The sequence below is a fragment of the Streptomyces akebiae genome, assembly GCF_019599145.1.
Classification (GTDB): Bacteria; Actinomycetota; Actinomycetes; order Streptomycetales; family Streptomycetaceae; genus Streptomyces; species Streptomyces akebiae.
Window position 1 is genome coordinate 9,187,332 of sequence record NZ_CP080647.1, and the last position, 21,813, is coordinate 9,209,144.

General features: G+C 70.7%; 14 protein-coding genes. 8 read left to right on the top strand and 6 right to left on the bottom strand.

Annotated features, from left to right (window positions below; genetic code table 11):
• Positions 1 to 9 precede the first annotated feature (9 nt).
• On the bottom strand, positions 10 to 2,523 hold the full coding sequence (locus tag K1J60_RS39915; RefSeq protein ID WP_220650470.1) for a DEAD/DEAH box helicase: 2,514 nt from the start codon (positions 2,521 to 2,523) through the stop codon (positions 10 to 12).
• A 166-nt stretch (positions 2,524 to 2,689) separates the two neighbouring features.
• Here K1J60_RS39915 and K1J60_RS39920 point away from each other — a divergent pair, with 166 nt between their 5' ends.
• Positions 2,690 to 3,484 carry a metal-dependent hydrolase gene (locus tag K1J60_RS39920; protein WP_220650471.1) on the top strand — a complete coding sequence of 265 codons (795 nt, stop codon included), beginning with the start codon at positions 2,690 to 2,692 and terminating at the stop codon, positions 3,482 to 3,484.
• A gap of 62 nt (positions 3,485 to 3,546) precedes the next feature.
• Here the strand turns inward: K1J60_RS39920 and K1J60_RS39925 are convergent, their stop codons facing one another.
• The 3 genes from K1J60_RS39925 to K1J60_RS39935 all read right to left on the bottom strand — a co-directional run bounded on the left by K1J60_RS39925 (position 3,547) and on the right by K1J60_RS39935 (position 8,084).
• A complete protein-coding gene (locus K1J60_RS39925; protein WP_220650472.1) occupies positions 3,547 to 4,017 on the bottom strand; it encodes a DUF5709 domain-containing protein in 471 nt (156 codons plus the stop codon).
• 456 nt (positions 4,018 to 4,473) lie between these two features.
• Complete coding sequence (locus tag K1J60_RS39930) at positions 4,474 to 6,255, bottom strand: ABC transporter ATP-binding protein (protein ID WP_220650473.1); 1,782 nt, start codon at positions 6,253 to 6,255, stop codon at positions 4,474 to 4,476.
• Positions 6,252 to 8,084: an ABC transporter transmembrane domain-containing protein gene (locus K1J60_RS39935; RefSeq protein ID WP_220650474.1), complete on the bottom strand. Its 1,833-nt coding sequence runs from the start codon at positions 8,082 to 8,084 to the stop codon at positions 6,252 to 6,254. Before K1J60_RS39935 ends, K1J60_RS39930 begins: the two co-directional genes overlap by 4 nt.
• Positions 8,085 to 8,399: 315 nt before the next feature.
• On the opposite strand from K1J60_RS39935, the gene K1J60_RS39940 reads away from it, so the two are divergent.
• The 3 genes from K1J60_RS39940 to K1J60_RS39950 all read left to right on the top strand — a co-directional run bounded on the left by K1J60_RS39940 (position 8,400) and on the right by K1J60_RS39950 (position 12,522).
• Positions 8,400 to 9,158 carry a hypothetical protein gene (locus tag K1J60_RS39940; RefSeq protein WP_220651914.1) on the top strand — a complete coding sequence of 253 codons (759 nt, stop codon included), beginning with the start codon at positions 8,400 to 8,402 and terminating at the stop codon, positions 9,156 to 9,158.
• A 79-nt stretch (positions 9,159 to 9,237) separates the two neighbouring features.
• A complete protein-coding gene (locus K1J60_RS39945) occupies positions 9,238 to 10,938 on the top strand; it encodes a peptide-N4-asparagine amidase (protein ID WP_220650475.1) in 1,701 nt (566 codons plus the stop codon).
• 144 nt (positions 10,939 to 11,082) lie between these two features.
• Positions 11,083 to 12,522 (top strand): cation:dicarboxylate symporter family transporter, encoded by a 1,440-nt coding sequence (locus K1J60_RS39950; protein ID WP_220650476.1) that lies wholly within the window; start codon positions 11,083 to 11,085, stop codon positions 12,520 to 12,522.
• A gap of 129 nt (positions 12,523 to 12,651) precedes the next feature.
• Here the strand turns inward: K1J60_RS39950 and K1J60_RS39955 are convergent, their stop codons facing one another.
• The gene (locus tag K1J60_RS39955; protein WP_220650477.1) at positions 12,652 to 13,107 is read right to left on the bottom strand and encodes a MarR family winged helix-turn-helix transcriptional regulator; all 456 of its coding nucleotides are present in this window, start codon (positions 13,105 to 13,107) and stop codon (positions 12,652 to 12,654) included.
• 166 nt (positions 13,108 to 13,273) lie between these two features.
• Between K1J60_RS39955 and K1J60_RS39960 the strand changes: the two genes are divergently transcribed.
• A complete protein-coding gene (locus tag K1J60_RS39960; protein ID WP_220650478.1) occupies positions 13,274 to 15,187 on the top strand; it encodes an ABC transporter ATP-binding protein in 1,914 nt (637 codons plus the stop codon).
• A gap of 43 nt (positions 15,188 to 15,230) precedes the next feature.
• Entirely contained in the window at positions 15,231 to 16,112 is an 882-nt protein-coding gene (gene mltG, locus K1J60_RS39965) for an endolytic transglycosylase MltG (protein ID WP_220650479.1), read from the top strand.
• A gap of 26 nt (positions 16,113 to 16,138) precedes the next feature.
• Here mltG and K1J60_RS39970 read toward each other — a convergent pair whose 3' ends face one another.
• The gene (locus tag K1J60_RS39970) at positions 16,139 to 17,215 is read right to left on the bottom strand and encodes an NAD(P)-binding domain-containing protein (RefSeq protein WP_220650480.1); all 1,077 of its coding nucleotides are present in this window, start codon (positions 17,213 to 17,215) and stop codon (positions 16,139 to 16,141) included.
• A 115-nt stretch (positions 17,216 to 17,330) separates the two neighbouring features.
• Here K1J60_RS39970 and K1J60_RS39975 point away from each other — a divergent pair, with 115 nt between their 5' ends.
• Positions 17,331 to 17,753, top strand: a complete 423-nt coding sequence (locus K1J60_RS39975; RefSeq protein ID WP_220650481.1) for a secondary thiamine-phosphate synthase enzyme YjbQ — start codon at positions 17,331 to 17,333, stop codon at positions 17,751 to 17,753.
• A 631-nt stretch (positions 17,754 to 18,384) separates the two neighbouring features.
• On the top strand, positions 18,385 to 21,744 hold the full coding sequence (locus K1J60_RS39980; RefSeq protein ID WP_259408118.1) for an NACHT domain-containing protein: 3,360 nt from the start codon (positions 18,385 to 18,387) through the stop codon (positions 21,742 to 21,744).
• Positions 21,745 to 21,813 lie beyond the last annotated feature (69 nt).

Consider the following 21,813-nt stretch of genomic DNA (forward strand, 5'->3'; position numbering starts at 1 on the left):
CTCCTGTGCTCACAGCTGACCGACGTCGGTGACCTTGACGACGGCGCGTCCCTCGGCGTCGGAGGCCGCGAGGTCGACCTCCGCGCTGATGCCCCAGTCATGATCGCCGTTCGGGTCGGCGAAGGTCTGCCGGACGCGCCACAGCCCGTTGTGCGGCTCCTCCTCGATCATCAACAGCCGCGGGCCACGGGCGTCGGGACCGGTGCCGAGCTCTTCGTACTCGTCCCAGTACTTGTCCATCGCCTCGCCCCACCGCTCGGCGTCCCAGCCGGACTCGGCGTCCATCTCGCCCAACTCGTCCACGTGGTCGAGCGCGGCCAGTTCGACACGGCGGAACATGGCGTTGCGGACGAGCACCCGGAAGGCACGCGCGTTGGAGGTGACCGGCTTGACCTGGTCGGCCCTCTCCTGGGCCTCCTCGGCCGTCATCTCCTCGGGGTTCGCCAGCTGCTCCCACTCGTCGAGGAGACTGGAGTCGACCTGGCGCACCATCTCGCCGAGCCAGGCGATCAGGTCCTCCAGATCGTCCGACTTCAGATCGTCGGGGACGGTGTGGTCGAGGGCCTTGTAGGCGCCGGCGAGGTAGCGCAGCACGATGCCCTCGGTGCGGGCCAGCTCGTAGTAGGACACCAACTCCGTGAAGGACATGGCCCGTTCGTACATGTCGCGGATCACCGACTTCGGCGACAGCGGATGGTCACCGACCCAGGGGTGGCTCTTGCGGTATGTGTTGTATGCGTGGAAGAGCAGTTCCTCCAGCGGCTTGGGGTAGCTGACGTCCTGCAGCCGCTCCATGCGTTCCTCGTACTCGACGCCGTCGGCCTTCATCGCGGCCACGGCCTCTCCGCGTGCCTTGTTCTGCTGGGCGGCGAGGATCTGCCGCGGGTCGTCCAGCGTCGACTCGACGACGGACACCATGTCGAGGGCGTAGGACGGGGACTCCGGGTCGAGCAGTTCGAACGCGGCCAGGGCGAAGGTGGACAGCGGCTGGTTGAGCGCGAAGTCCTGCTGGAGATCGACCGTCAGCCGGACGATGCGGCCCTCGGCGTCCGGCTGGTCGAGCTTCTCGACGATGCCGCCGTCGAGGAGCGAGCGGTAGATCGCGATCGCGCGGCGGATGTGCCGCAGCTGCTGCTTGCGGGGCTCATGGTTGTCCTCGAGCAGATGGCGCATCGCCTCGAAGGCGTTGCCCGGCCGGGCGATCACCGACAGCAGCATCGTGTGGGTGACCCGGAAGCGGGAGGTGAGGGGTTCCGGATCGGAGGCGATGAGCTTCTCGAAGGTGTTGTCGGTCCAGCCGACGAACCCTTCGGGCGCCTTCTTGCGGACCACCTTGCGACGCTTCTTCGGGTCGTCGCCGGCCTTGGCGAGGGCCTTCTCGTTCTCGATGACGTGCTCGGGTGCCTGTGCCACCACGAAGCCCGCCGTGTCGAAGCCGGCCCGTCCCGCGCGTCCCGCGATCTGATGGAACTCACGGGCCCGCAGGGTCCGCACACGATTGCCGTCGTACTTGGTGAGGGCGGTGAACAGCACGGTGCGGATGGGGACGTTGACGCCGACGCCGAGCGTGTCCGTGCCACAGATGACCTTCAGCAGACCTGCCTGCGCGAGTTTCTCCACCAGGCGTCGGTACTTGGGCAGCATGCCGGCATGGTGGACGCCGATGCCGTGCCGCACGTAACGGGAGAGGTTGCGGCCGAACTTGGTGGTGAAGCGGAAGTTGCCGATCAGCTCGGCGATCTGGTCCTTCTCCTCCCGCGTGCACATGTTGATGCTCATCAACGCCTGCGCTCGCTCCACGGCCTGTGCCTGCGTGAAGTGCACGATGTAGACCGGAGCCTGCTTGGTGGCGAGCAGTTCGGTGAGCGTCTCCGTCAGCGGGGTCAGCACGTACTCGTAGGACAGGGGCACCGGGCGGGTCGCCGAGCGGACCACGGCGGTCGGGCGACCGGTGCGCCGCGTGAGGTCCTTCTCGAACATCGAGACGTCGCCGAGCGTCGCCGACATCAGGATGAACTGGGCCTGCGGCAGCTCGAGGATCGGGATCTGCCAGGCCCAGCCCCGATCGGCCTCCGCGTAGAAGTGGAACTCGTCCATCACGACCTGGCCCACGTCGGCGTGCTTGCCGTCGCGCAGCGCGATGGAGGCCAGCACCTCGGCGGTGCAGCAGATGATGGGGGCGTCGGCGTTCACGGAGGCGTCGCCAGTGAGCATACCGACGTTCTCGGTGCCGAAGATCTTGCACAGCTCGAAGAACTTCTCCGAGACGAGCGCCTTGATCGGGGCCGTGTAGAAGGTGACCTCGTCGCGGGCGAGGGCCGCGAAGTGGGCGCCCGCCGCGATCATGCTCTTGCCGGAGCCGGTGGGCGTCGACACGATCACGTTCGCGCCGGAGACCACCTCGATGAGCGCCTCCTCCTGATGCGGATAGAGGGTGAGACCGCGTTCCTGGGCCCACGACTCGAAGGCTTCGTAGAGGGCGTCGGGGTCGGCGGTCCGCGGCAGCTGATCGATGAGGGTCACGCCCCCATCTTGCCTGCCCGCGCACCCGATGGGGGAATCGGCTGCGAGACCGAAGATCGCGAACGCTACGCTGTGGCGCCGACGCAGCGTCAGCGCACCTGGACAACTGGACAGCGGCACAAGGCGCCTGGACAGCGGCACGAACGGAATGGGACGGGGCACGGCCATGATGGGACCAGCACACTCACTGTCGGGAGCCGCGGCCTGGCTCGGCGTAGGAGCCGCAGCGGCCGCCGCGGGGCACACGATGCCCTGGCCGGTGCTCCTGGTCGGTGCGCTGATCTGCGCGGGCGCCGCACTCGCCCCGGACCTGGACCACAAGGCGGCCACGATCTCCCGCTCCTTCGGTCCGCTGTCACGCTGGGTGTGCGAGATCGTCGACAAGCTGTCGTACGCCGTCTACAAGGCGACCAAGAAGCAGGGCGACCCGCGTCGCTCGGGTGGGCACCGCACGCTCACGCACACCTGGCTGTGGGCGGCGCTGCTCGGTGGCGGTGCGTCTGTCACCGCGATCACAGGGGGCCGCTGGGCGGTGCTGGCCATTCTCTTCGTGCATCTGGTGCTGGCCATCGAGGGTCTTTTGTGGCGGGCGACCCGGGGGGCGAGCAGCGATGTGCTGGTGTGGCTGCTGGCGGCGACCAGTGCCTGGATCCTCGCGGGTGTCCTGGACAAGCCCGGCAACGGGGCGGACTGGCTGTTCACACAGCCGGGCCAGGAGTACCTGTGGCTCGGGCTGCCGATCGTGCTCGGCGCGCTGGTGCACGACATCGGGGACTCGCTGACCGTGTCGGGGTGCCCGATCCTGTGGCCGATACCGATCGGGCGCAAGCGCTGGTACCCCGTGGGGCCACCGAAGGCGATGCGGTTCCGGGCCGGCAGCTGGGTCGAGCTGCGGGTGCTGATGCCGGTGTTCATGGTGCTCGGGGGAGTGGGCGCGGCGGCAGCTCTGAACGTCATCTGACACCCGGGCACTGCCGCCGAGGGACCGGCCGCCCAGGTCCGGGTGACGCGTTCGCCTGGGGGTCAGCTCGGGTGGGAGTCCTCGTCCACGATGTGCATGGCGGCCTCCTCGGCGGAGGCGGCCGCTCCGTCGATGCCTACATCAGTGGCGATCAGCCCGCTCTCCTCGTCCTCGTGCGCGCCCTCGTCGGGGGCGACCAGACGGCCGGAGCGGAGGTCTCCCACCTCGTTGTCCAGCGGCTCGCCGTCGGTGTCCTGGGAGTCGCCGATGCCGTCCCCGTCGGGGTAGGCGATGTCCGGGAGCTCCTCGGCGAGGCGCTGCTCCAGGGTCTCGCCGCGCAGCCGCTCCGCCGCCGTCACACCGGTGTGCTCCACCGCCCATGGCCGCTCGGGTGGGGACCAGCCCCGGTCGAGAGGGTCGGCCACACCGTCGGCGACCAGGGTGTCCTCGGCGTCCAGCAGCCCCGCGTCGTCCTGGATCTCGGATCCGTCTGGCTGGTAGACGTCGTCTCCCCATCCGCCGGCTCTGTCCACGGGTACCTCCAGTGGTGGGGCGGGCCCGGTGCCACCGTTCGGCGACGGTGGACGCACGGACCGCTGGGCGACGGCCCGAACCCCGCGAACCGGGCGGTTCACGGGCGTCCCCCGAATCAGTGCCCACCACCAGCCTTCCACTCGCGTTCGGCACCGCGCAACGGCAGGGCGACCGCGGCCGCCGGGCCCTGCCGGGGCTGGTCGGCACGGCCGGGGCGCAGCCGACTGCCCGGGCAGGTGCTGAGGCGGCCGCCGAGGCAGGTGAGGAGGCGACGGCCGAGGCAACGGTGGGGCCCGCCGCCGAGGCCGGTGCGCCTTGCGGTCCGGCGGCAGGGCCCCGCCGGTGCGGCCCCACCCGTCGTGAGCGCCGTGCAGGAGCCGAACAGGGGCCTGGGCTGGGGCGCCGTCCGGTCGGTGACGGCCGTTCTCCGCCTGGTGGCGGCGCCCCCGCGCCGGTCAGCCGTGCCACGACCTCCACAGTGCGGCGTACGCGCCGTCCGCCGCGACGAGCTGGTCGTGGCTGCCCAGCTCGCTGATGCGGCCGTTCTCGACGACGGCGATGACGTCGGCGTCGTGGGCGGTGTGCAGGCGGTGGGCGATGGCGACGACGGTCCGGCCGTCGAGGACGCGGGCGAGGGAGCGTTCCAGATGGCGGGCCGCCCGTGGGTCGAGAAGAGAGGTCGCCTCGTCCAGGACCAGCGTGTGCGGGTCGGCCAGGACCAGCCGGGCCAGTGCGATCTGCTGGGCTTGCGCCGGGGTGAGCGTGAACCCGCCGGAACCGACCTCGGTGTCCAGCCCCTCGTCCAGTGCCCGTGCCCAGGTGTCGGCGTCGACCGCGCCCAGCGCTGCCCACAGCTCGGCGTCCTGCGCGCCGGTGCGGGCCAGGAGCAGGTTGTCGCGGAGGGAGCCGACGAAGACGTGGTGCTCCTGGTTGACCAGGGCGACGTGGGAGCGGACGTCCTCGGCGGGCATCCGGGACAGCTCGGCACCACCGAGGGTGACGCGGCCGTCGCGGGGCGCGTAGATCCCGGCGAGCAGTCGGCCCAGGGTCGACTTGCCCGCGCCGGAGGGGCCGACGAGCGCGAGCCGGGTGCCCGGCGCGACCTCCAGGGACACCTTGCGCAGGACGTCCACGCCTTCGCGGTACCCGAAGCGCACCCGGTCGGCGTGGACATGGCGCCCCTCGGGAGCCACGGTCGGGTCGCCCGCGTCCGGCTCGATGTCCCGTACCCCTACCAGACGGGCCAGCGACACCTCGGCAACCTGCAGTTCGTCGTACCAGCGGAGGATGAGGTTGATGGGGTCGACGAGCATCTGGGCGATGAGCGCGCCCGTGGTGAGCTGCCCGAGCCCGATCCAGCCCTTCAGGACGAACACCCCGCCGATGATCAGGACGGACCCGAGGACCGTGGTGTGCGTGAAGTTGATGACGGGGAAGAGCACCGACCGCAGCCACAGCGTGTACCGCTCCCAGGCGGTCCACTCACGGACCCGCTGGTCGGAGAGGTCGATGCGGCGTGTGCCGAGGCGGTGGGCCTCGACGGTGCGGCCGGCGTCCACCGTCTCCGCGAGCACGGCGGCGACGGCGGCGTACCCCGCGGACTCCGAGCGGTAGGCGGAGGGGGCGCGCTTGAAGTACCAGCGGCAGCCGACCACCAGCAGCGGCAGGGCCAGCAGGACGGCGAGCGCCAGCGGGGGAGCGGTCACGGCCAGGCCGCCGAGGAGCAGGGCCACCCAGACCACGCCGATGGCCAGCTGGGGCACGGCTTCACGCATGGCGTTGGCGAGCCGGTCGATGTCCGTGGTGATGCGGGAGAGCAGGTCACCCGTGCCGGCACGTTCCAGGACACCCGGCGGCAGGCCGACCGACCGCACGAGGAAGTCCTCGCGCAGGTCGGCCAGCATCCGCTCGCCGAGCATGGCGCCGCGCAGACGTACCTCCCGTACGAAGACGGCCTGGACGACGAGGGCGGCGACGAACACCGCCGCGGTGACTTCCAGATGGAGTTCGCGCGCCCCGTCGGAGACCCGTTCGACGAGTGCGCCGAGCAGGTAGGGGCCCGCCATCGAGGCCACGACCGCGATGGTGTTGACGGTGATGAGCAGGACGAACGCCCGGCGGTGCCGGCGGAACAGTTCGGCCACGTAGGCGCGTACGGTCGCGGGGGCGCCGACGGGCAGGGTGTTCGCCGTTGTCGGGGCGGCCGGGTCGTAGGCCGGGGGCGCCACGCCGATCATGCGGTCTCCTCGATCTCTTCCAGTTCGTCCAGCACTTCGCTGAGAGCGGTCTTGCGGTCTTGCGGCCGGCCGGTGAGGGCGGTCCTCTCGTCGGCCTCCTCGTCGGTCTCGCGGGTGACGACGGCCCGATACCGGGGTTCCTTGCGGACCAGGTCGTGGTGCAGGCCGACCGCCGCGACCTCACCGTCGTGGACGAGCACGACGCGGTCGGCGAGGTCGAGCAGGAGGGGCGAGGAGGTGAACACGACCGTCGTGCTGCCCGCCCGCAGCGAGCGGATGCCGTCGGCGACCCGGGCCTCGGTGTGCGAGTCGACGGCAGAGGTCGGCTCGTCGAGGACCAACACCTTGGGATCCGTGATCAGGGAGCGGGCCAGGGCGAGTCGCTGGCGCTGGCCGCCGGACAGGGACCGCCCGCGTTCGGTGATCCGCGCGTCCATCGGGTCCTCGGCGTCCAGTGATCCCTGGACCAGGGCGTCCAGTACGTCACCGCACTGGGCGGCGTTCAGCGCCTCCACGGCGGTGACCTGGCCCGAGGAGGGGACGTCGAGGAGTTCGCGCAGAGTGCCGGAGAGCAGCACCGGGTCCTTGTCCTGGACGAGGACGGCCGTGCGGGCGGAGTCGAGGGGCAGTTCGTCGAGCGGGACACCGCCGAGGAGCACGGAGGTGCCCTCCTCGGCGGCGTGGCCGCCCAGCCGTTCCGCCAGTCGTCCGGCCGCGTCCGGGTCACCGCACACCACCGCCGTGAGACACCCGGTTGGGGCGAGCAGCCCGGTGGCCGGGTCGTACAGGTCTCCGGTGGGCACGGCGGCCTCTCGGGACCCCTCGGTGTCCGTGGCCCGCTCCAGTGACAGCACTCCGGCGGCCCGCTTGGCGGACGGGCGGGAGAAGGAGTACGCCATCGCGATCTCCTCGAAGTGTCTGAGCGGGTACGCCAGCAGCATGACCGCGCTGTACACCGTGACCAGTTCGCCGACCGTGATGCGGCCCTCTCGGGCGAGACCCACGCCGTGCCAGACGACCGCGATCATCAGCAGTCCCGGCAGCAGCACCTGGATGCCGGAGATGAGCGCCCACATACGGGCGCTGCGGACGGCGGCGTGGCGGACCTCCTGGGAGGCGCGGCGGTAGCGGTCCAGAAAGAGGTCCTCGCCGCCGATGCCGCGCAGCACGCGCAGGCCCGCGACGGTGTCGGAGGCCAGCTCGGTGGCGCGGCCGGCCTTCTCGCGCTGCAAGTCGGCGCGGCGGGTCGCGCGGGGCAGCAGCGGAAGCACGGCCAGGGCGAGGACGGGGACTCCGATGGCGACGACGATGCCCAGGGCGGGCTGGTACACGACCAGGCCGACGCAGACCAGCACCACGGTGAGGGCGGCGGCGGTGAAGCGGGAGATGGCCTCGACGAACCAGCCGATCTTCTCGACGTCGCCGGTGGAGACCGCGACCACCTCTCCGGCTGCGACCCGGCGGGTCAGCGCTGAGCCGAGCTGGGCCGTCTTGCGGGCCAGCAACTGCTGGACGCGGGCGGCGGCCGTGATCCAGTTGGTGACGGCGGCCCGGTGCAGGAAGGTGTCGCCCAACGCGATGGTGAAGCCGCACACCATCATCACCACCCCCGCGAGGGCGAGTCGGGATCCGGAGCGGTCGACCACGGCCTGGATGGCGAAGCCGACACAGAACGGCAGTCCGGCCACGGACGTGAAGTGCAGCAACCCCCACGCCAGCGCCTTGAACTGTCCGCCCAGCTGATTCCGGCCGAGCCACCACAGGAATCGTGGGCCCGAGCGCGCGTCCGGCACACCCGGGTCTTTGTACGGAAGGTCTTGAATCTGCATGACGTCCCAGAGGCTCGTGTCAGGGATGAGGGGAAGGGAGGAGAAGTGGGGAGAAAAGGGGCGGCGAGGTCCAGCGACCGGCCGTGAAAGGTTCGCGTCGCGGCGTGGTCGGAAGCAAACGGTTTTCCGGTGCCGGGCAAAGTTTCGGCCTGGACACTCCGCGGAGGGCTCGACGCGCGCGACGGCGGGCGCCCCCGTCCGGCGAGCGGTGCGACGATGGACCGCATGCGAATAGGCGGTACGAGGCGGGGACGAACCGGCACGGTGAGCGACGCGAGCGCGGGTGCGGCGAGCAGTGCGGGCAGTGCGGACGACATGGGTGCGAGGAAGGGCGCGGCCCGTGTCGGACTCGCCGTGGTGGTCTGCGGCGCGCTGGTGATGTCCGTCGCGGCGTGCGGCGGTTCGGGTGTCACGAACGACGGAGCCAGGGCCGACACGAACGCCACGAAGTCCGGGGGCGGGACGGATCGGGCCGGGGCCGGGACCGTTGACCCGACCCGTGTCCCGGGCGTCGGTGACCGTCTCCAGAAGCAGATCCCCGCGGAGTCCCGCCAGGTCGTGGCCGTCTACGGGGAGGGCAGGAACGACGCCGACGCCACAGTCGTGCTCTACACGAAAAGCGGCTCCAACTGGAAGAAGACCCGTAGTTGGGAGGGCCACAACGGCAAGAAGGGATGGACCACCGACCATCGGGAGGGCGACAAGCGCAGCCCGGTCGGCGTGTTCACACTGAGCGACGCGGGAGGGGTGCTGGCCGACCCGGGGGCCAAGCTGCCGTACAGCCGGTCGGTGTCGTTCCAGGCGCCCCACTACTGGGCCAAGTCGCACTGGCACGACTTCGACTACGTCATCGCGATCGACTACAACCGGGTCAAGGGCACCTCGCCGATCGACCCGACGCGTCCCGAGGGCCAGTCGAAGGGGGGCAGCATCTGGCTGCACATGGACCACGGCAGCGGCACCTCGGCCTGTGTCAGCCTGTCCAAGTCGGGCATGGAGTACCTGCTGCGTACGCTCGACCCGGCCCTGCACCCGGTGATCGTCATGGGGGACAAGGCGGAGCTGAAGGCCTGAGGCGGCCGGTGCGCCTGGGCCTGCTTGTGGCCGGAGATCCCATTGCGGCGGAGTGCCGACTCCCCGTAGAACTCCGGCCATGAGAAGCCGGATCATCATGTCCATGCTCACCGGGGCGACCCTCCTGGCGAGCACCCTCCTCGGGGCCACCCCCGCCCAGTCCGCCGGGACCCCCGACGAATCCGTCGCCGCTTCCGCCCGATCCGCCGCAACCCCCTTTCGGACCGGTGCTTCGCCCGCCGTCCCCGCCGAGTTCGGCTCCGACTGGCACGATCCGATCACCGCTGCCCCGGCCGTCGCCAGACCCGAGAACACGAAATCGTGCGAAGTGACGGTCGCCGAGGCGCAGTTCAAGGACTTCACGCCGTACCGGGGGACCTACGCGCCGCCGGGGGAGTGCGGGAAGAGATGGAGCAAGGTCGTCCTGCGGCTCGACGGCAAGGTCAAGGGCCGCCAGTTCGACCGTCTCGGCCATCTGCACATCGGCGGCGTCGAGGTGTTCCGGACGTCGACCCCGCAGCCCTCGCCCGACGGCATCGAGTGGTCCGTGGAGAAGGACGTCACGCGCTACAGCGACACCCTGCGTACCGAGCAGCCGGTCGAGATGCTCATCGGCAACGTCGTCGACGACACGTACACCGGCATCCTCGACGTCAAGGTCACGCTGACCTTCTACGTCGGCCGGCCCGACGCGAGAACGGCGAGAACCGTCCCCGACCGTGTCCTCACTCTCCAGGACGGCACCAGCCTCACCACCCCGCGCAACACCGAACGCGTCATCGCCGAGGTGTACGCGACCGGGTCCGGCGGCGGTTGCGAGGAGTACTGGTACCTGACGGTGCCCGACGAGGCGCCGTACTCCTGCAAGGCTGACGACGGGCCCTACCGTGAGGTGCGGATCGCGGTGGACGGGCAACTGGCCGGAATCGCCGCGCCGTTCCCGAACGTGTGGACCGGCGGCTGGTCCAACCCCTTCCTCTGGTACGTCGTCCCCGGGCTCCGCGCCTTCGACATCCAGCCCCTCCGCTACGACCTCACCCCCTTCGCCGGACTCCTCAACGACGGGCGCCCGCACCGGATCGAGGTGTCCGTCGCCGGTGTGCCCGAGGGGCAGAGCGGCTGGAGCACCCCGGTCAACGTCCTGGTCTGGCAGGACGAGAAGAGCGAGCACGTCACCGGCGCCCTCACGAAGGTGAGGGAGGGCGACTTCGCCAACACGACCACGTACACGCCCGGTGCGGAGCACCGCCTCGACACCGAGGGGAGCCATCGGCTGACCGTCGCCGGCTACGTCGACACCTCCCACGGCCGGGTCACGACCACCGTTCGCCGCAGCCTCGTCAACACCTCCACGCACACCTGGTCGGACGGCGAGAACCCCGACGCGCTCGACGCGACGTGGAGCGACGACGAGACGGTCACCGTGAGCGGAGGCAGCGGAGGAGCCGGACGTGGGCAGGACCGGGCGACGCGTGTCCAGCGGTCGTACACGATGGACGGAACGACCACGCTCGGCGCGGGAGAGCGGCTGCGGACCGTGCTCACGCTCGGCGACCGGGCGACGGTCACCGAGACGCACGGCGGGCGGCGCACGGCGTGGTCCCGGCTCGACGACACCTACACCGGTGACGCCACGTACACCGCGAACGTACCGCGCGACCAGCGGCACGCCGTCGGGACGACGAGCGAGCGCTACCGAACCTACGGGTCGGACGGATGCTACGACCGTTCGCTGGTCTCCGTACAGGGAGTGCTGACCCAGGACCGTATGGGCTGTTGATGCCCCATGCGTGCGATGTGACGTCTGTTCGATGATTTACCTCCGTGAAACGCGGCGGTCTTCCCTGCGAGCGACGACTCCCCGATAGTGATCGACGCGGAAGCATTTTTCCGCATGCCAGAAAGTCCCCTCGGAGGAGTGCCCGTGCCGCAGTCCGTACCGTCCCTGCCGCGACGCGTCGCACGCATGCTGCGTACCTCATTGTTCGCGCAAGTCGGAGTCGCGCTTGTGCTCGGAATCGTCGTCGGAAGGTTGTGGCCGGACACGGCCACGACCTTCCAACCGCTCGGCGACGGTTTCATCCGGCTCATCAAGACCGTCATCTCGCCACTCGTGTTCTGCGTGGTCGTCGTCGGCATCGCCAAGGCCGGCAATCTGAAGGCCTTCGGACGGATCGGGCTCAAGGCCCTGATCTGGTTCGAGGTCGCCTCGACGGCCGCGCTGCTCATCGGTCTGGTCGCCGCCAACGTCTTCGGTCCCGGCTCGGGCATGAACGTCGACCCCTCGAAGCTCGACACCTCGGCGGTCGACGCGAAGACCGCCGGCGGTGAGCTGCCGACGACGAGCGAGTTCATCCTCAACGCGCTGCCCCAGAGCGCGATCGGCGCGTTCGCCGAGAACGCGCTGCTCCAGGTGCTCGTGCTCGCCTGCCTCACCGGCGCCGCGCTGCTGCACCTCGGGCACACCAAGGTGCCCAAGATCCTGCCCGCCATCGAGCAGGCCCAGGAGGTCATCTTCGCGATCGTTGGCTTCGTCATGAAGCTGGCCCCGCTCGCCGTGTTCGGCGCGATGGTCCACCTGGTCGGTGAGTACGGCCTGGGCGTGATGAAGACCTACGCCAAGTTGATCATCCTCTGCTACGCCGTCGCCGCCGCGTTCCTGGTGCTGCTGGGCGTCGCACTGAAGTTGATGACCGGGCTGAGCCTGTGGAAGTTCGTCCGCTACACGCGGGCGGAGATGCTGCTCGCGCTGGGCACCGCGTCCAGCGAGTCCGTGATGCCGCGCATGATGCAGAAGCTGCGCCAGGCCGGAGCCCGCGACGACGCCGTGGGTCTGGTGTTGCCCACCGGGTACTCCTTCAACCTCGACGGCGCGTCCATCTACCTGTCCATCGGCACCCTGTTCATCGCGCAGGCCGTGGGAGTGGACCTCAGTCTCAGTCAGCAGGTCACCGTCGTCCTGGTCCTGATGCTGACCAGCAAGGGCATGGCGGGCATCCCCGGTTCGGCGTTCCTCGCGCTGTCGGCGACCGCCTCCTCGCTCGGTGCCATCCCGGCCGGCGCCGTCGCCCTGCTCCTCGGCGTCGACCGCATCATGGACTCGATGCGCGTCGTCACCAACCTCCTCGGCAACTGTGTCGCCGTCTTCGCGGTGTCGAAGTGGGAGGGCGCGCTGGACACCGACCGGGCGAAGAAGATGCTCGACGGTGAGATCGAGTTCGTGGAGGAAGAGGACGAGCCCGGGAAGCCTCCCGCGAAGGCGGAGGGTGACGCGGAGGGCGAGGCCGAGGGCACTCACTCGGAGGCAGGGGTTCCCGCTCTCTCCAAGGGGGAGACCAAGGAGGCCGCGTCCGGAGTGAGTTGATCCTTCCTCTGGATCCCTCCTTCTCCGCCCTCCCGGGATACGAAGGGCCCGGCGCAGCACTCTGCGCCGGGCCCTTCGCGTACGCCTGGTCGTCGGCGCCAGTCGGCGGCTCCCTGTCGGCGGCGGCGCTCAGCAGCGTCGCTCCGCCGTCGGCGTCCCGTCGACCAGCGTGTCGAGCAAGCCTTCGAGTACGCTCCGCTGACCGTCCGACAGCGGTGCCAGGATCTCCTCCGCCGCCGAGCGGCGCGCGTGGTGCAGCTCCCGCAGGACCTTGAGGCCCTCGTCCGTGACCTCTATCCGGATCACCCGCCGGTTGGTGGGGTCGGGCGCCCGGCGCACCCGCCCGCTCTCCTCTAGCGCGTCGACCAGCGTCGTCACGGCCCGGGGCACGACCTCCAGGCGCTCCGCCAGATCGGCCATCCTCGGCGGCGTGTCGTAGTGGGCGAGGGTGCGCAGCAGTCGCGACTGCGCCGGGGTGATCTCCAACCCGCTCTGCTGGAGGTGGCGCTTCTGGATGCGGTGCACGCGGCGGGTGAGCCGCAGCAGTTGCTCGGCGAGCAGTCCGCCGGCATCGGGGTCGGTCATACCGGGAACAATATCAGGACCATGTTCATTGTGAGTATAGGTAACAATGAGCTAGGCTCCGCAGGCCCCCGGAAGTCCCCAGAAGTACCCAGAAATGCCGGAAGCTTTGCCGGAAGTCCTCGTCGTCACCTCGACCTCCCACCCGCCTCACCTCCCGTAGGAGCCCATGCATCCCCATCCCGAACCCACCCGGGCGCCCTCCGCCGACACGGGTGAACAGCCCCGACAGGTGCGTCGCATCCTGAAGCTCTTCCGCCCTTATCGCGGTCGGCTCGCGATCGTCGGCCTCCTCGTCGGCGCCGCGTCACTCGCGTCGGTCGCCACGCCCTTCCTCCTCAAGGAGATCCTCGACACCGCCATCCCCGAGGGGCGCACCGGGCTGCTGAGTCTGCTGGCCCTCGGCATGATCCTCAGCGCAGTCCTGACCAGCATCTTCGGTGTCCTGCAGACGCTGATCTCCACCACTGTCGGCCAGCGTGTCATGCACGATCTGCGCACCGCCGTCTACGGTCGACTGCAGCGGATGTCGCTCGCCTTCTTCACCCGGACCAGGACCGGCGAGGTCCAGTCCCGGATCGCCAACGACATCGGCGGCATGCAGGCGACCGTCACCTCCACGGCCACCTCCCTGGTGTCCAACACCACCAGCGTGGTCGCCACGGTCGTCGCGATGGTCGCTCTGGACTGGCGGCTCACCGTGGTCACCCTGCTCCTGCTGCCGCTCTTCGTGTGGATAAGCCGCCGGGTCGGCGACGAGCGCAAGAAGATCACCACCCAGCGGCAGAACCAGATGGCCGCCATGGCCGCGACGGTGACCGAGTCGCTCTCCGTCAGCGGCATCCTGCTCGGGCGCACCATGGGCCGCGCCGACTCGCTCACCAAGTCCTTCGCCGAGGAGTCCGAGGGGCTCGTCGACCTGGAGGTCAGGGCCAACATGGCGGGGCGCTGGCGCATGGCCATCATCACCGTCGTCATGGCCGCCATGCCCGCCGTCATCTACTGGACCGCCGGCGTCGCGCTCCAACTCGGCGGCCCGTCCGTCTCCGTCGGCACGCTCGTCGCCTTCGTGTCGCTGCAGCAGAACCTGTTCCGGCCGACCGTGAGCCTGCTGTCCACGGGTGTCCAGATCCAGGCCTCGCTCGCCCTCTTCCAGCGCATCTTCGAGTACCTCGACCTGCCGATCGACATCACCGAGGCCGAGCGCCCGGTCCACCTCGACCGCATCAAGGGCGAACTCCGCTTCGAGAAGGTCGAGTTCCGCTACGACGCGGACAGCACCGACAGTGCCGGCAGTCCCGGCGAGAACGGTGGCCCCGGCGAGACCGGTGGCCCCGGCGGGGGCGCGAGGTCGCGCCCGATCCTCGACGGCATCGACCTGAGCGTTCCGGCCGGCGGCAGCCTCGCCGTCGTCGGGCCGACCGGCGCCGGCAAGTCCACGCTCGGCTGGCTGGTGCCGAGGCTGTACGACGTCACGGGTGGCCGGGTCACCCTCGACGGCGTCGACGTGCGCGACCTGGACTTCGACACCCTGGCGCGGGGCATCGGCGTCGTCTCGCAGGAGACGTACCTCTTCCATGCCTCGGTCGCCGACAACTTGCGCTTCGCGAAACCGGACGCCACCGACGAGGAACTGCACGCGGCCGCGCGGGCGGCCCAGATCCACGACCACATCGCGGCCCTGCCCGACGGTTACGACACCGTCGTCGGTGAGCGCGGACACCGCTTCTCCGGCGGGGAGAAGCAGCGTCTCGCCATCGCCCGCACCATTCTGCGCGATCCCCCGGTCCTCATCCTCGACGAGGCGACCAGCGCCCTCGACACCCGTACCGAGCACGCGGTGCAGGAGGCCATCGACGCGCTCTCCGCGAACCGCACCACCGTCACCATCGCGCACCGGCTCTCCACCATCCGCGGCGCCGACCAGATCGTCGTGCTCGACTCCGGGCGTGCCGTCGAGCGCGGTACGCACGAGGAACTGCTGGAGAGCGGTGGGCGGTACGCGGCGCTGGTCCGGCGGGACGCGCGGCTGAAGCCCGGTCGGGACGTGGCCAAGGTGCCGAAACTGGAGCCGACAAGATGAAGATATGCCGGGTTTGAGGTGATATGCGGGTTACCGTGCCCGCATGCAGATGAACACTCCGCCACGGAGCACGATTCGACTGACGCGTCGGGGCCGGGCCGCCCTCATCGCGGCCGGGGCCGTAGTGGCGGCCACCGCCGTGGCGGTGCCGCTGCTGAGCGTGGGGGGCGGTGACGGCGCGGCCGAGCGCCCCGCGTCCCTGGTGATCCCGGAGGGCTGGCGTTCCGGCCAGGTCTACGAAGCCGTCGACAAGGCCCTCGCGCTGCCCGCCGGGTCCACCAAGAAGTCGCTGTCCAAGGCCAGGCTGATGCTGCCCGACGATGCCGAGGGCAACCCGGAGGGCTATCTGTTCCCGGCGACGTATCCGCTGCGGGAGAAGTCGACCCCCGAGTCCCTGCTGGCGTCCATGGTCGAGACCGCGAACAAGAAGTTCAACGGCGGCCAGGTCACGGCCGGGGCCCAGCGCAACGCGATGAACGTCTATCAGGCGGTCACCATCGCGAGCATCATCCAGGCCGAGGCGGCCACCGAGCAGGACATGGGCCGGGTGGCCCGGGTCGTCTTCAACCGCCTGGAACGCGGGATGCCGCTGCAGATGGACTCCACCATCAACTACGCGCTGAACCGCTCCACGTTGAACACCACCGTCGACGACACGAAGATCGACAGCCCCTACAACTCGTACCGGCGCATGGGCCTGCCGCCGACTCCGATCGCCAACCCGGGCGAGGCGGCGATGCGTGCCGCCGTCAACCCGACGGAGGGTGACTGGCTGTACTTCGTCACGGTCAAGCCGGGCGACACCCGCTTCACGGCGAACTACCAGGAACACCTGCGCAACGTCGCCGAGTTCAACCAGAACCGCAGAAAGGCGTCACCGGAGGCCGGGACGGGCAGCGGGTCGCCCTCACCGGCGACGGGCTGAGGTCGGGGCCGGGGCGGCTCGGGGCGTCAGGCGGCGGCCGGTGTGTTCGCCAGGAACCGCCGGATGTCCCGCACCGCCGCACGGCCGGCCCGGTTGGCGCCGATGGTGCTCGCCGAGGGGCCGTACCCGACCAGGTGGACGCGGGGGTCGGCGACCGCGCGGGTGCCGTCGACGCGGATGCCGCCACCGGGCTCGCGCAGCCGCAAGGGAGCCAGATGGTCGACAGCGGCGCGGAAACCGGTCGCCCAGAGGATGACGTCGGCGTCGGTGTGGCGGCCGTCGTCCCACTCCACGCCGTCGGGGGTGATCCGGTCGAACATCGGCAGCCGGTCCAGGACTCCGTCCGCGATGCCCTGCCGGATCGCGTCGTTGAGCGGCAGACCCGTCACCGACACGACGCTCCTCGGCGGCAGTCCTCGCCGCACTCGCTCCTCCACCAGGGCGACCGCCGCCCGCCCGGCGCCCTCGTCGAACGGTCCCTCGCGGAACGCGGGCGGACGCCTCGTCACCCAGGTCGTCGCGGCGGCGTACGGCGCGATCTCCAGCAGATGCTGTGTCCCGGACGCGCCTCCGCCGACCACGATCACCCGAAGTCCCGTGAACTCCTCGGGCCCCGGGTACCGGGCGGTGTGCAACTGCCGCCCCCGGAAGGTCTCCTGCCCGGGGTAGCGCGGCCAGAACGGCCGGTCCCACGTCCCCGTCGCGTTGATCAGTGCCCGCGTCGACCACCCACCGTCCGAGGTCTCGACGGCCAGCCGCCCGTCCTCGCCCTCACGCACGGCGCGGACGTCCACGGGGCGCCGTACCCGCAGGTCGAAGGTCCGCTCGTAGGTGTCGAAGTACTCCCTGACGACCTCGGACGACGGTCGTGCCGGGTCGGCCCCCGTCAGCTCCATGCCCGGCAGCGCGTGCATCCCGTGCACCTTGCCGTACGTCAGCGACGGCCAGCGGAACTGCCAGGCGCCGCCCGGCGCGGGGGAGTGGTCCAGCACGACGAAGTCGCGTTCCGGCTCGAAGCCGGTGCGGCCCAGGTGATAGGCGGCGGCCAGACCTCCCTGGCCGGCGCCTATGACGACCACCTCGACCTCACGCGTGTTGTTCATGCTTCTACCAACGGGGAGGGGGCGCCGGATCTTCCCCTGGCAGCGCCGGTGTGGTGGAGGAGGCGCGGCGTACGTGGGTCACGCCGACGTCTTCTCGGTGCGCGAGGATGGAGCCATGTCCGATGCCTTCACCACCCGAGTACTGAACGTCGCCTCCGGCTCCCGCGAGCGGGTCGTCGACCTCACCCACGACTGTGAGAACTTCCTCCGCGAGTCCGCGGCCGGACGGGACGGTCTCCTCAACGTCTTCGTCCCGCACGCCACGGCCGGCATCGCCATCATCGAGACGGGCGCCGGCAGCGACGACGACCTCCTCGCCGCCCTGCGCACCCTCCTGCCCGCCGACGACCGCTGGCAGCACCGCCACGGCACCCCCGGCCACGGCCGCGACCACGTCCTCCCCGCCTTGGTCCCACCTCACGCCACCCTTCCGGTGATCGCCGGGCGACTGGAGCTGGGGACGTGGCAGTCGGTGTGTCTGGTGGACACGAACAGGGACAACCCCGACCGTCAGGTCCGGCTGAGCTTCCTCGGTTAGGTGGCCGCTCTGCGGAGACCGCGGAGGCGGAGTCCGGCCGCGCCGACCGCCGGCCCGGGAATGGTCCGAATCTTGACTGAGGCAGACCTCGGGCCTACGGCTCTGTTGTCTTGGATCGGCTGTGGCGGCCCGCTCCGAGCTGACGGTCCCACCTGGCACAGGTCGTAACGACCGTCCAGGGGCGTCTACTCATTCCAGCGCGGACACGAAACCGCAGGTCGGGGCATCCTGGTCCGTGGGGCTTCTGCACGGAGCGGCAACGACGGAGTACGGATTCCGCCATGGGGACCACTGCCCGATCACCGACACCCTCGGCCGTTTGCTCGCAGACCAGATAGACCTCGACCAGGTGGCCGCCGCCCATCCACCGTCCGCGAAGTCCGGGGCGACGGCGGCTACCGCACTGACCTCCCCCGCGCGATGTCGGTGTCATGAACACGGCCACGCACCGCACTCCGCGTCCGGACCCGGCTGGGCCGGCCGGGTGAATGACGGTGGGGCACCCACCCGATACGGAACCAATCACCACGTGAACGTTGGAAGGAGACCATCGCGCCGGCTGACGCGGCAGGGGTACGGCAGGGCCCGGCCGTGGCGGGTCCGCAAGAGCGGGTGGTACTACCTGTCGCTCGTGGCGACGTTGCTGGGCGCGCTGCTCCTGCTGTTCCTGGCCGTGACGGCACTGGTCACGCTGGCGAACGACCGGACGTTCTGGACACCGGTCCGGTGGCTCGACCAGCACTGCGCGAAGAGCCCCAATGCCTGCGCCGTCCTCCAGTCGTTGATCATGCCGTTCCTCACCCTCTCCCTGGCCACGGTCGCCTACCTCTCCTTCCGGTTCACCAGGGTGCGCAGGGCGTACCTGAGGAAGGCCCGGACGACGCCGCACGAGCTGGTGGAGACGGCGGGGGGCATCCTCGGCAAGGTGGTGGGCCGCGACCAGTTGTGCGAGGTCCTCATGGAGGACCAGCGGGACGCCCGGTTCCGTCGTACGCATGTCGTGGTCGGCGGCGTCGGCACGGGCAAGACGGCGCTGATCGTGCTGCTGACGGAGCAGTTCGCCCGGCGCAAGGCCCTTCCCGTGCCGCTGCGGCTGCGGAACGCCGACACGGACCTGGACTTCCGCGAGATGGCGTTCAGACGGTTCTGCCGGGAGGTGCAGGGTTACATCCGTTCCGACGCGGAGGCGGAGAAGGTATGGCGCAGGCTGTGCCAGCAGGGGCGGATCGTCGTCCTCGCGGACGGCCTCGAAGAGGCGCTGACCGGTGACACCATGGCGGATGAACGCGACACCGTCATCCGGCTGGCGATCCGGCGGGCCACCGACGAGCGGCTGCCGCTCATCATCACCTCCCGCCCGCACGACTCCCTGCGGGGCATGGAGGCCTCCCTCACGGACCTGGAACCGCTGAGTGAGGAGGCCGCGCTCGCGTACATCTCCTCGGGCAGTGCCTGGGAGGACCGGCAGCGGTTGGACTGGATCGTGGAGAAGGCCGGCATCGCGGAGGCGCCCACCTACTTGCAGATCGCCAGTGAACTCCACGAGGAGGGCCTGCTGGAGCGCGCCCTGAACGCCAGCGCGGAGGAAGAGGCGGTGGAGACGCGTGGCGGGGACCGGGCGGGCCTGCGCCACCACCTGGTCGACACCTGGATCGCCGCCCTGATCAGCGGACGGTTCCGGCCGGAACTGCCGCTGGGGCAGGACGAGCGACGGGCGGCCGTGCACTACCTCTCCGCGCTCGCGTGCGCGGGGCTGGCGTCGGACTCCTGCGAGGTGCACTTCACCGACGTGGTGGACGAGCAGAACCCCTCGCGGCCCCGCTACCCCGAGATCCTGGCGGAACTGGTGCGCAGGGTGGAGGACAGCAAGCTGGACATTCGCCTCGCCGCCCACTGGGGCGCGCGCATGGGGCTGGTGGAGGTCGGCGGTGACAGGGTCCGCTTCCAGCACAGCGTGATCCAGGCCCACCTCGGAGCGCGGTTCATGAATGCCGTGATCCATCCGGGCGTGCCCGCCGAACCCACGGAGGGATACCTGTTCCCGGCGGCGCTGGAGAAGCCGGGCCGGGAACTGCTGATCGCCATGGTGCTCCACTCCCGCACGCCCGAGGGTTCGTGCCGCCACGGGGAGGAGGCGCACGGCGGCGGGCAGCCGTGGTGTCCCGTGTCCGCCGCGCGGGATCTTCTGGTTCGGGCGGCCTGCAAGGCGCAGATGGACAGCAGGGAGGAGGCTCACGAAGGGGCCCGGGACACACCGGGGCGGCCCACAGGAGCGGAGGAGCGCGCCCGGGCATCCCGGGGGCGTCCGGCGGAGGCACAGGAACCGCCCCAGCAGCTCTCGGGGCGACACACCCCGGACGCGCAGCGGCTGTTCGGTCGCACGCTGCACGCCAAGGCCCTCGAGCTGTACGCCGCCGCGCTGGAGATCGACAGCGTGGACGCCGAGCCGCAGCAGCACCTCATCGCCATGCGGCTCGCCACGTCATGGCCCGACCTGCGCGCCCGCGACCCGCACACGCTGCGCGTCGCGAAGGCGCTGCTCGTCTCCCGCTTCGGCGACGCCGTGCGCGGCGTCGCCCGGAGCCGCACGGTGGTCCCCGCGTACCTGGAACTCTTCGAGATCGCCCGCATGGAGCCCTCGTACCCCGTCCGCGTCGCCATCGCGCAGGAGATCGGCGCGGGCGGTGACAGCGCCTTCGCGGTGCTGCAGGCCCGGCTGCGCGGCCCGGAGACCGACCGGGACGAGACGCTGGAGCGAGCCCGGGACTGGATGGTCGATCTGTGGGGGGCGCAGGAGCCGGACGCGGACACGGACGCGCAGGCGGAGCGCCGGGGGCACCGTCCGGCGGAGCGCGACGGCTCGCGCAGCCCCTGGGAGGCGCGCGAACGGGAGCGGCGGCGCGAGGAACGCAGGCAGGAGGAGTCCGAGCGCGAGGAGGAGGAACAGCGGTGGCGGGACAACACCATGTGCGCCTGGCTGATTCCCCTGCTGGTCGGCTCGGTCACGACACAGCGCCACCAGAACACGCCCTACGAGTATCTGGAGAGCTGGGTACGCCGGGTCGGCGCGCCCGACGGGTCCGGCGCGCCCGCGCTCGACCTGACCGTGGAGATCGCCCTCGCCCAGGGGTTCAAGTACGCGGCGAACCGCCGCCACCGCCATCCGCATGCCCGCGCCGAGGCACGCGAGTACCTGAGCGGGCAGGCCTGGGACATGCTCAAGCGCACCCGGTTCTGGTTCACCCGCCTCACCCTGCTGCACGCGCTGACCCTGTGGGACCTGCCCGACGGGGTCACGGTGACGCGCCCCGCGCACGGCCGGGGTTCCCACCCCGCGGAACAGGTCCGTCAGTGGCTGGCCCTGCCGGACGGCAAGGAGCAGCACCCGTTCGTCGTGGAAGCCGCCCGGCTCTGCGTCTGGGCCCTGGAGACCCGGCAGCCGGAGCGGTTCCTGTGGATCGACGAGTCGGGTGTCGCCGCCCACGTCGGCTCGCAGACGGCACCGTGGGGCGAGGCGCGCAAGCACCAGCTGTGGATTCCGCCCTCGACCGGCTGGAGCACCCTCCACCCGCGGGCCCAGCAGCTCCTCGCGGACGTGCTGCTGCTCCTCAACCTCGCCGAGCGGGGCGACTGGCCCAAGGACCGCCTCCGGCGCCTGCGGCACACGGCGCGGCCGGACCTGCCGCCGTGCCTGAGCCGGGACCGCGGCCCGCTCGACCCGGGGCGCACGGTCGTCCGGACGACCGCCTCCCAGGCGGGCTCCAACTGCCGTGACGACTGCTCCTTCGAGCTGTGCCCGTATCCGCCCAAGGGTCTCGACAGCCACCGTGTCGAGCTGAGCGAGGCCTTCTGCCGGGCGCAGTCCAGTGTGCTGTCACGGTCGTTCCTCCACCCCCAGGCCCCCTGGCAGCAACGCACGGACGTGGCCGAACTGCGCCGGTTCTGGGAGCGGATGGGCCAGCGGGCACAGGACAACCCGCGGCCCCGCTGACGCCCCGGACGCGGCGGCAGGGCGGCAGGGCGGCGGGACGGCCTCGTCCGTGAGGGAGATCCGGTGGGT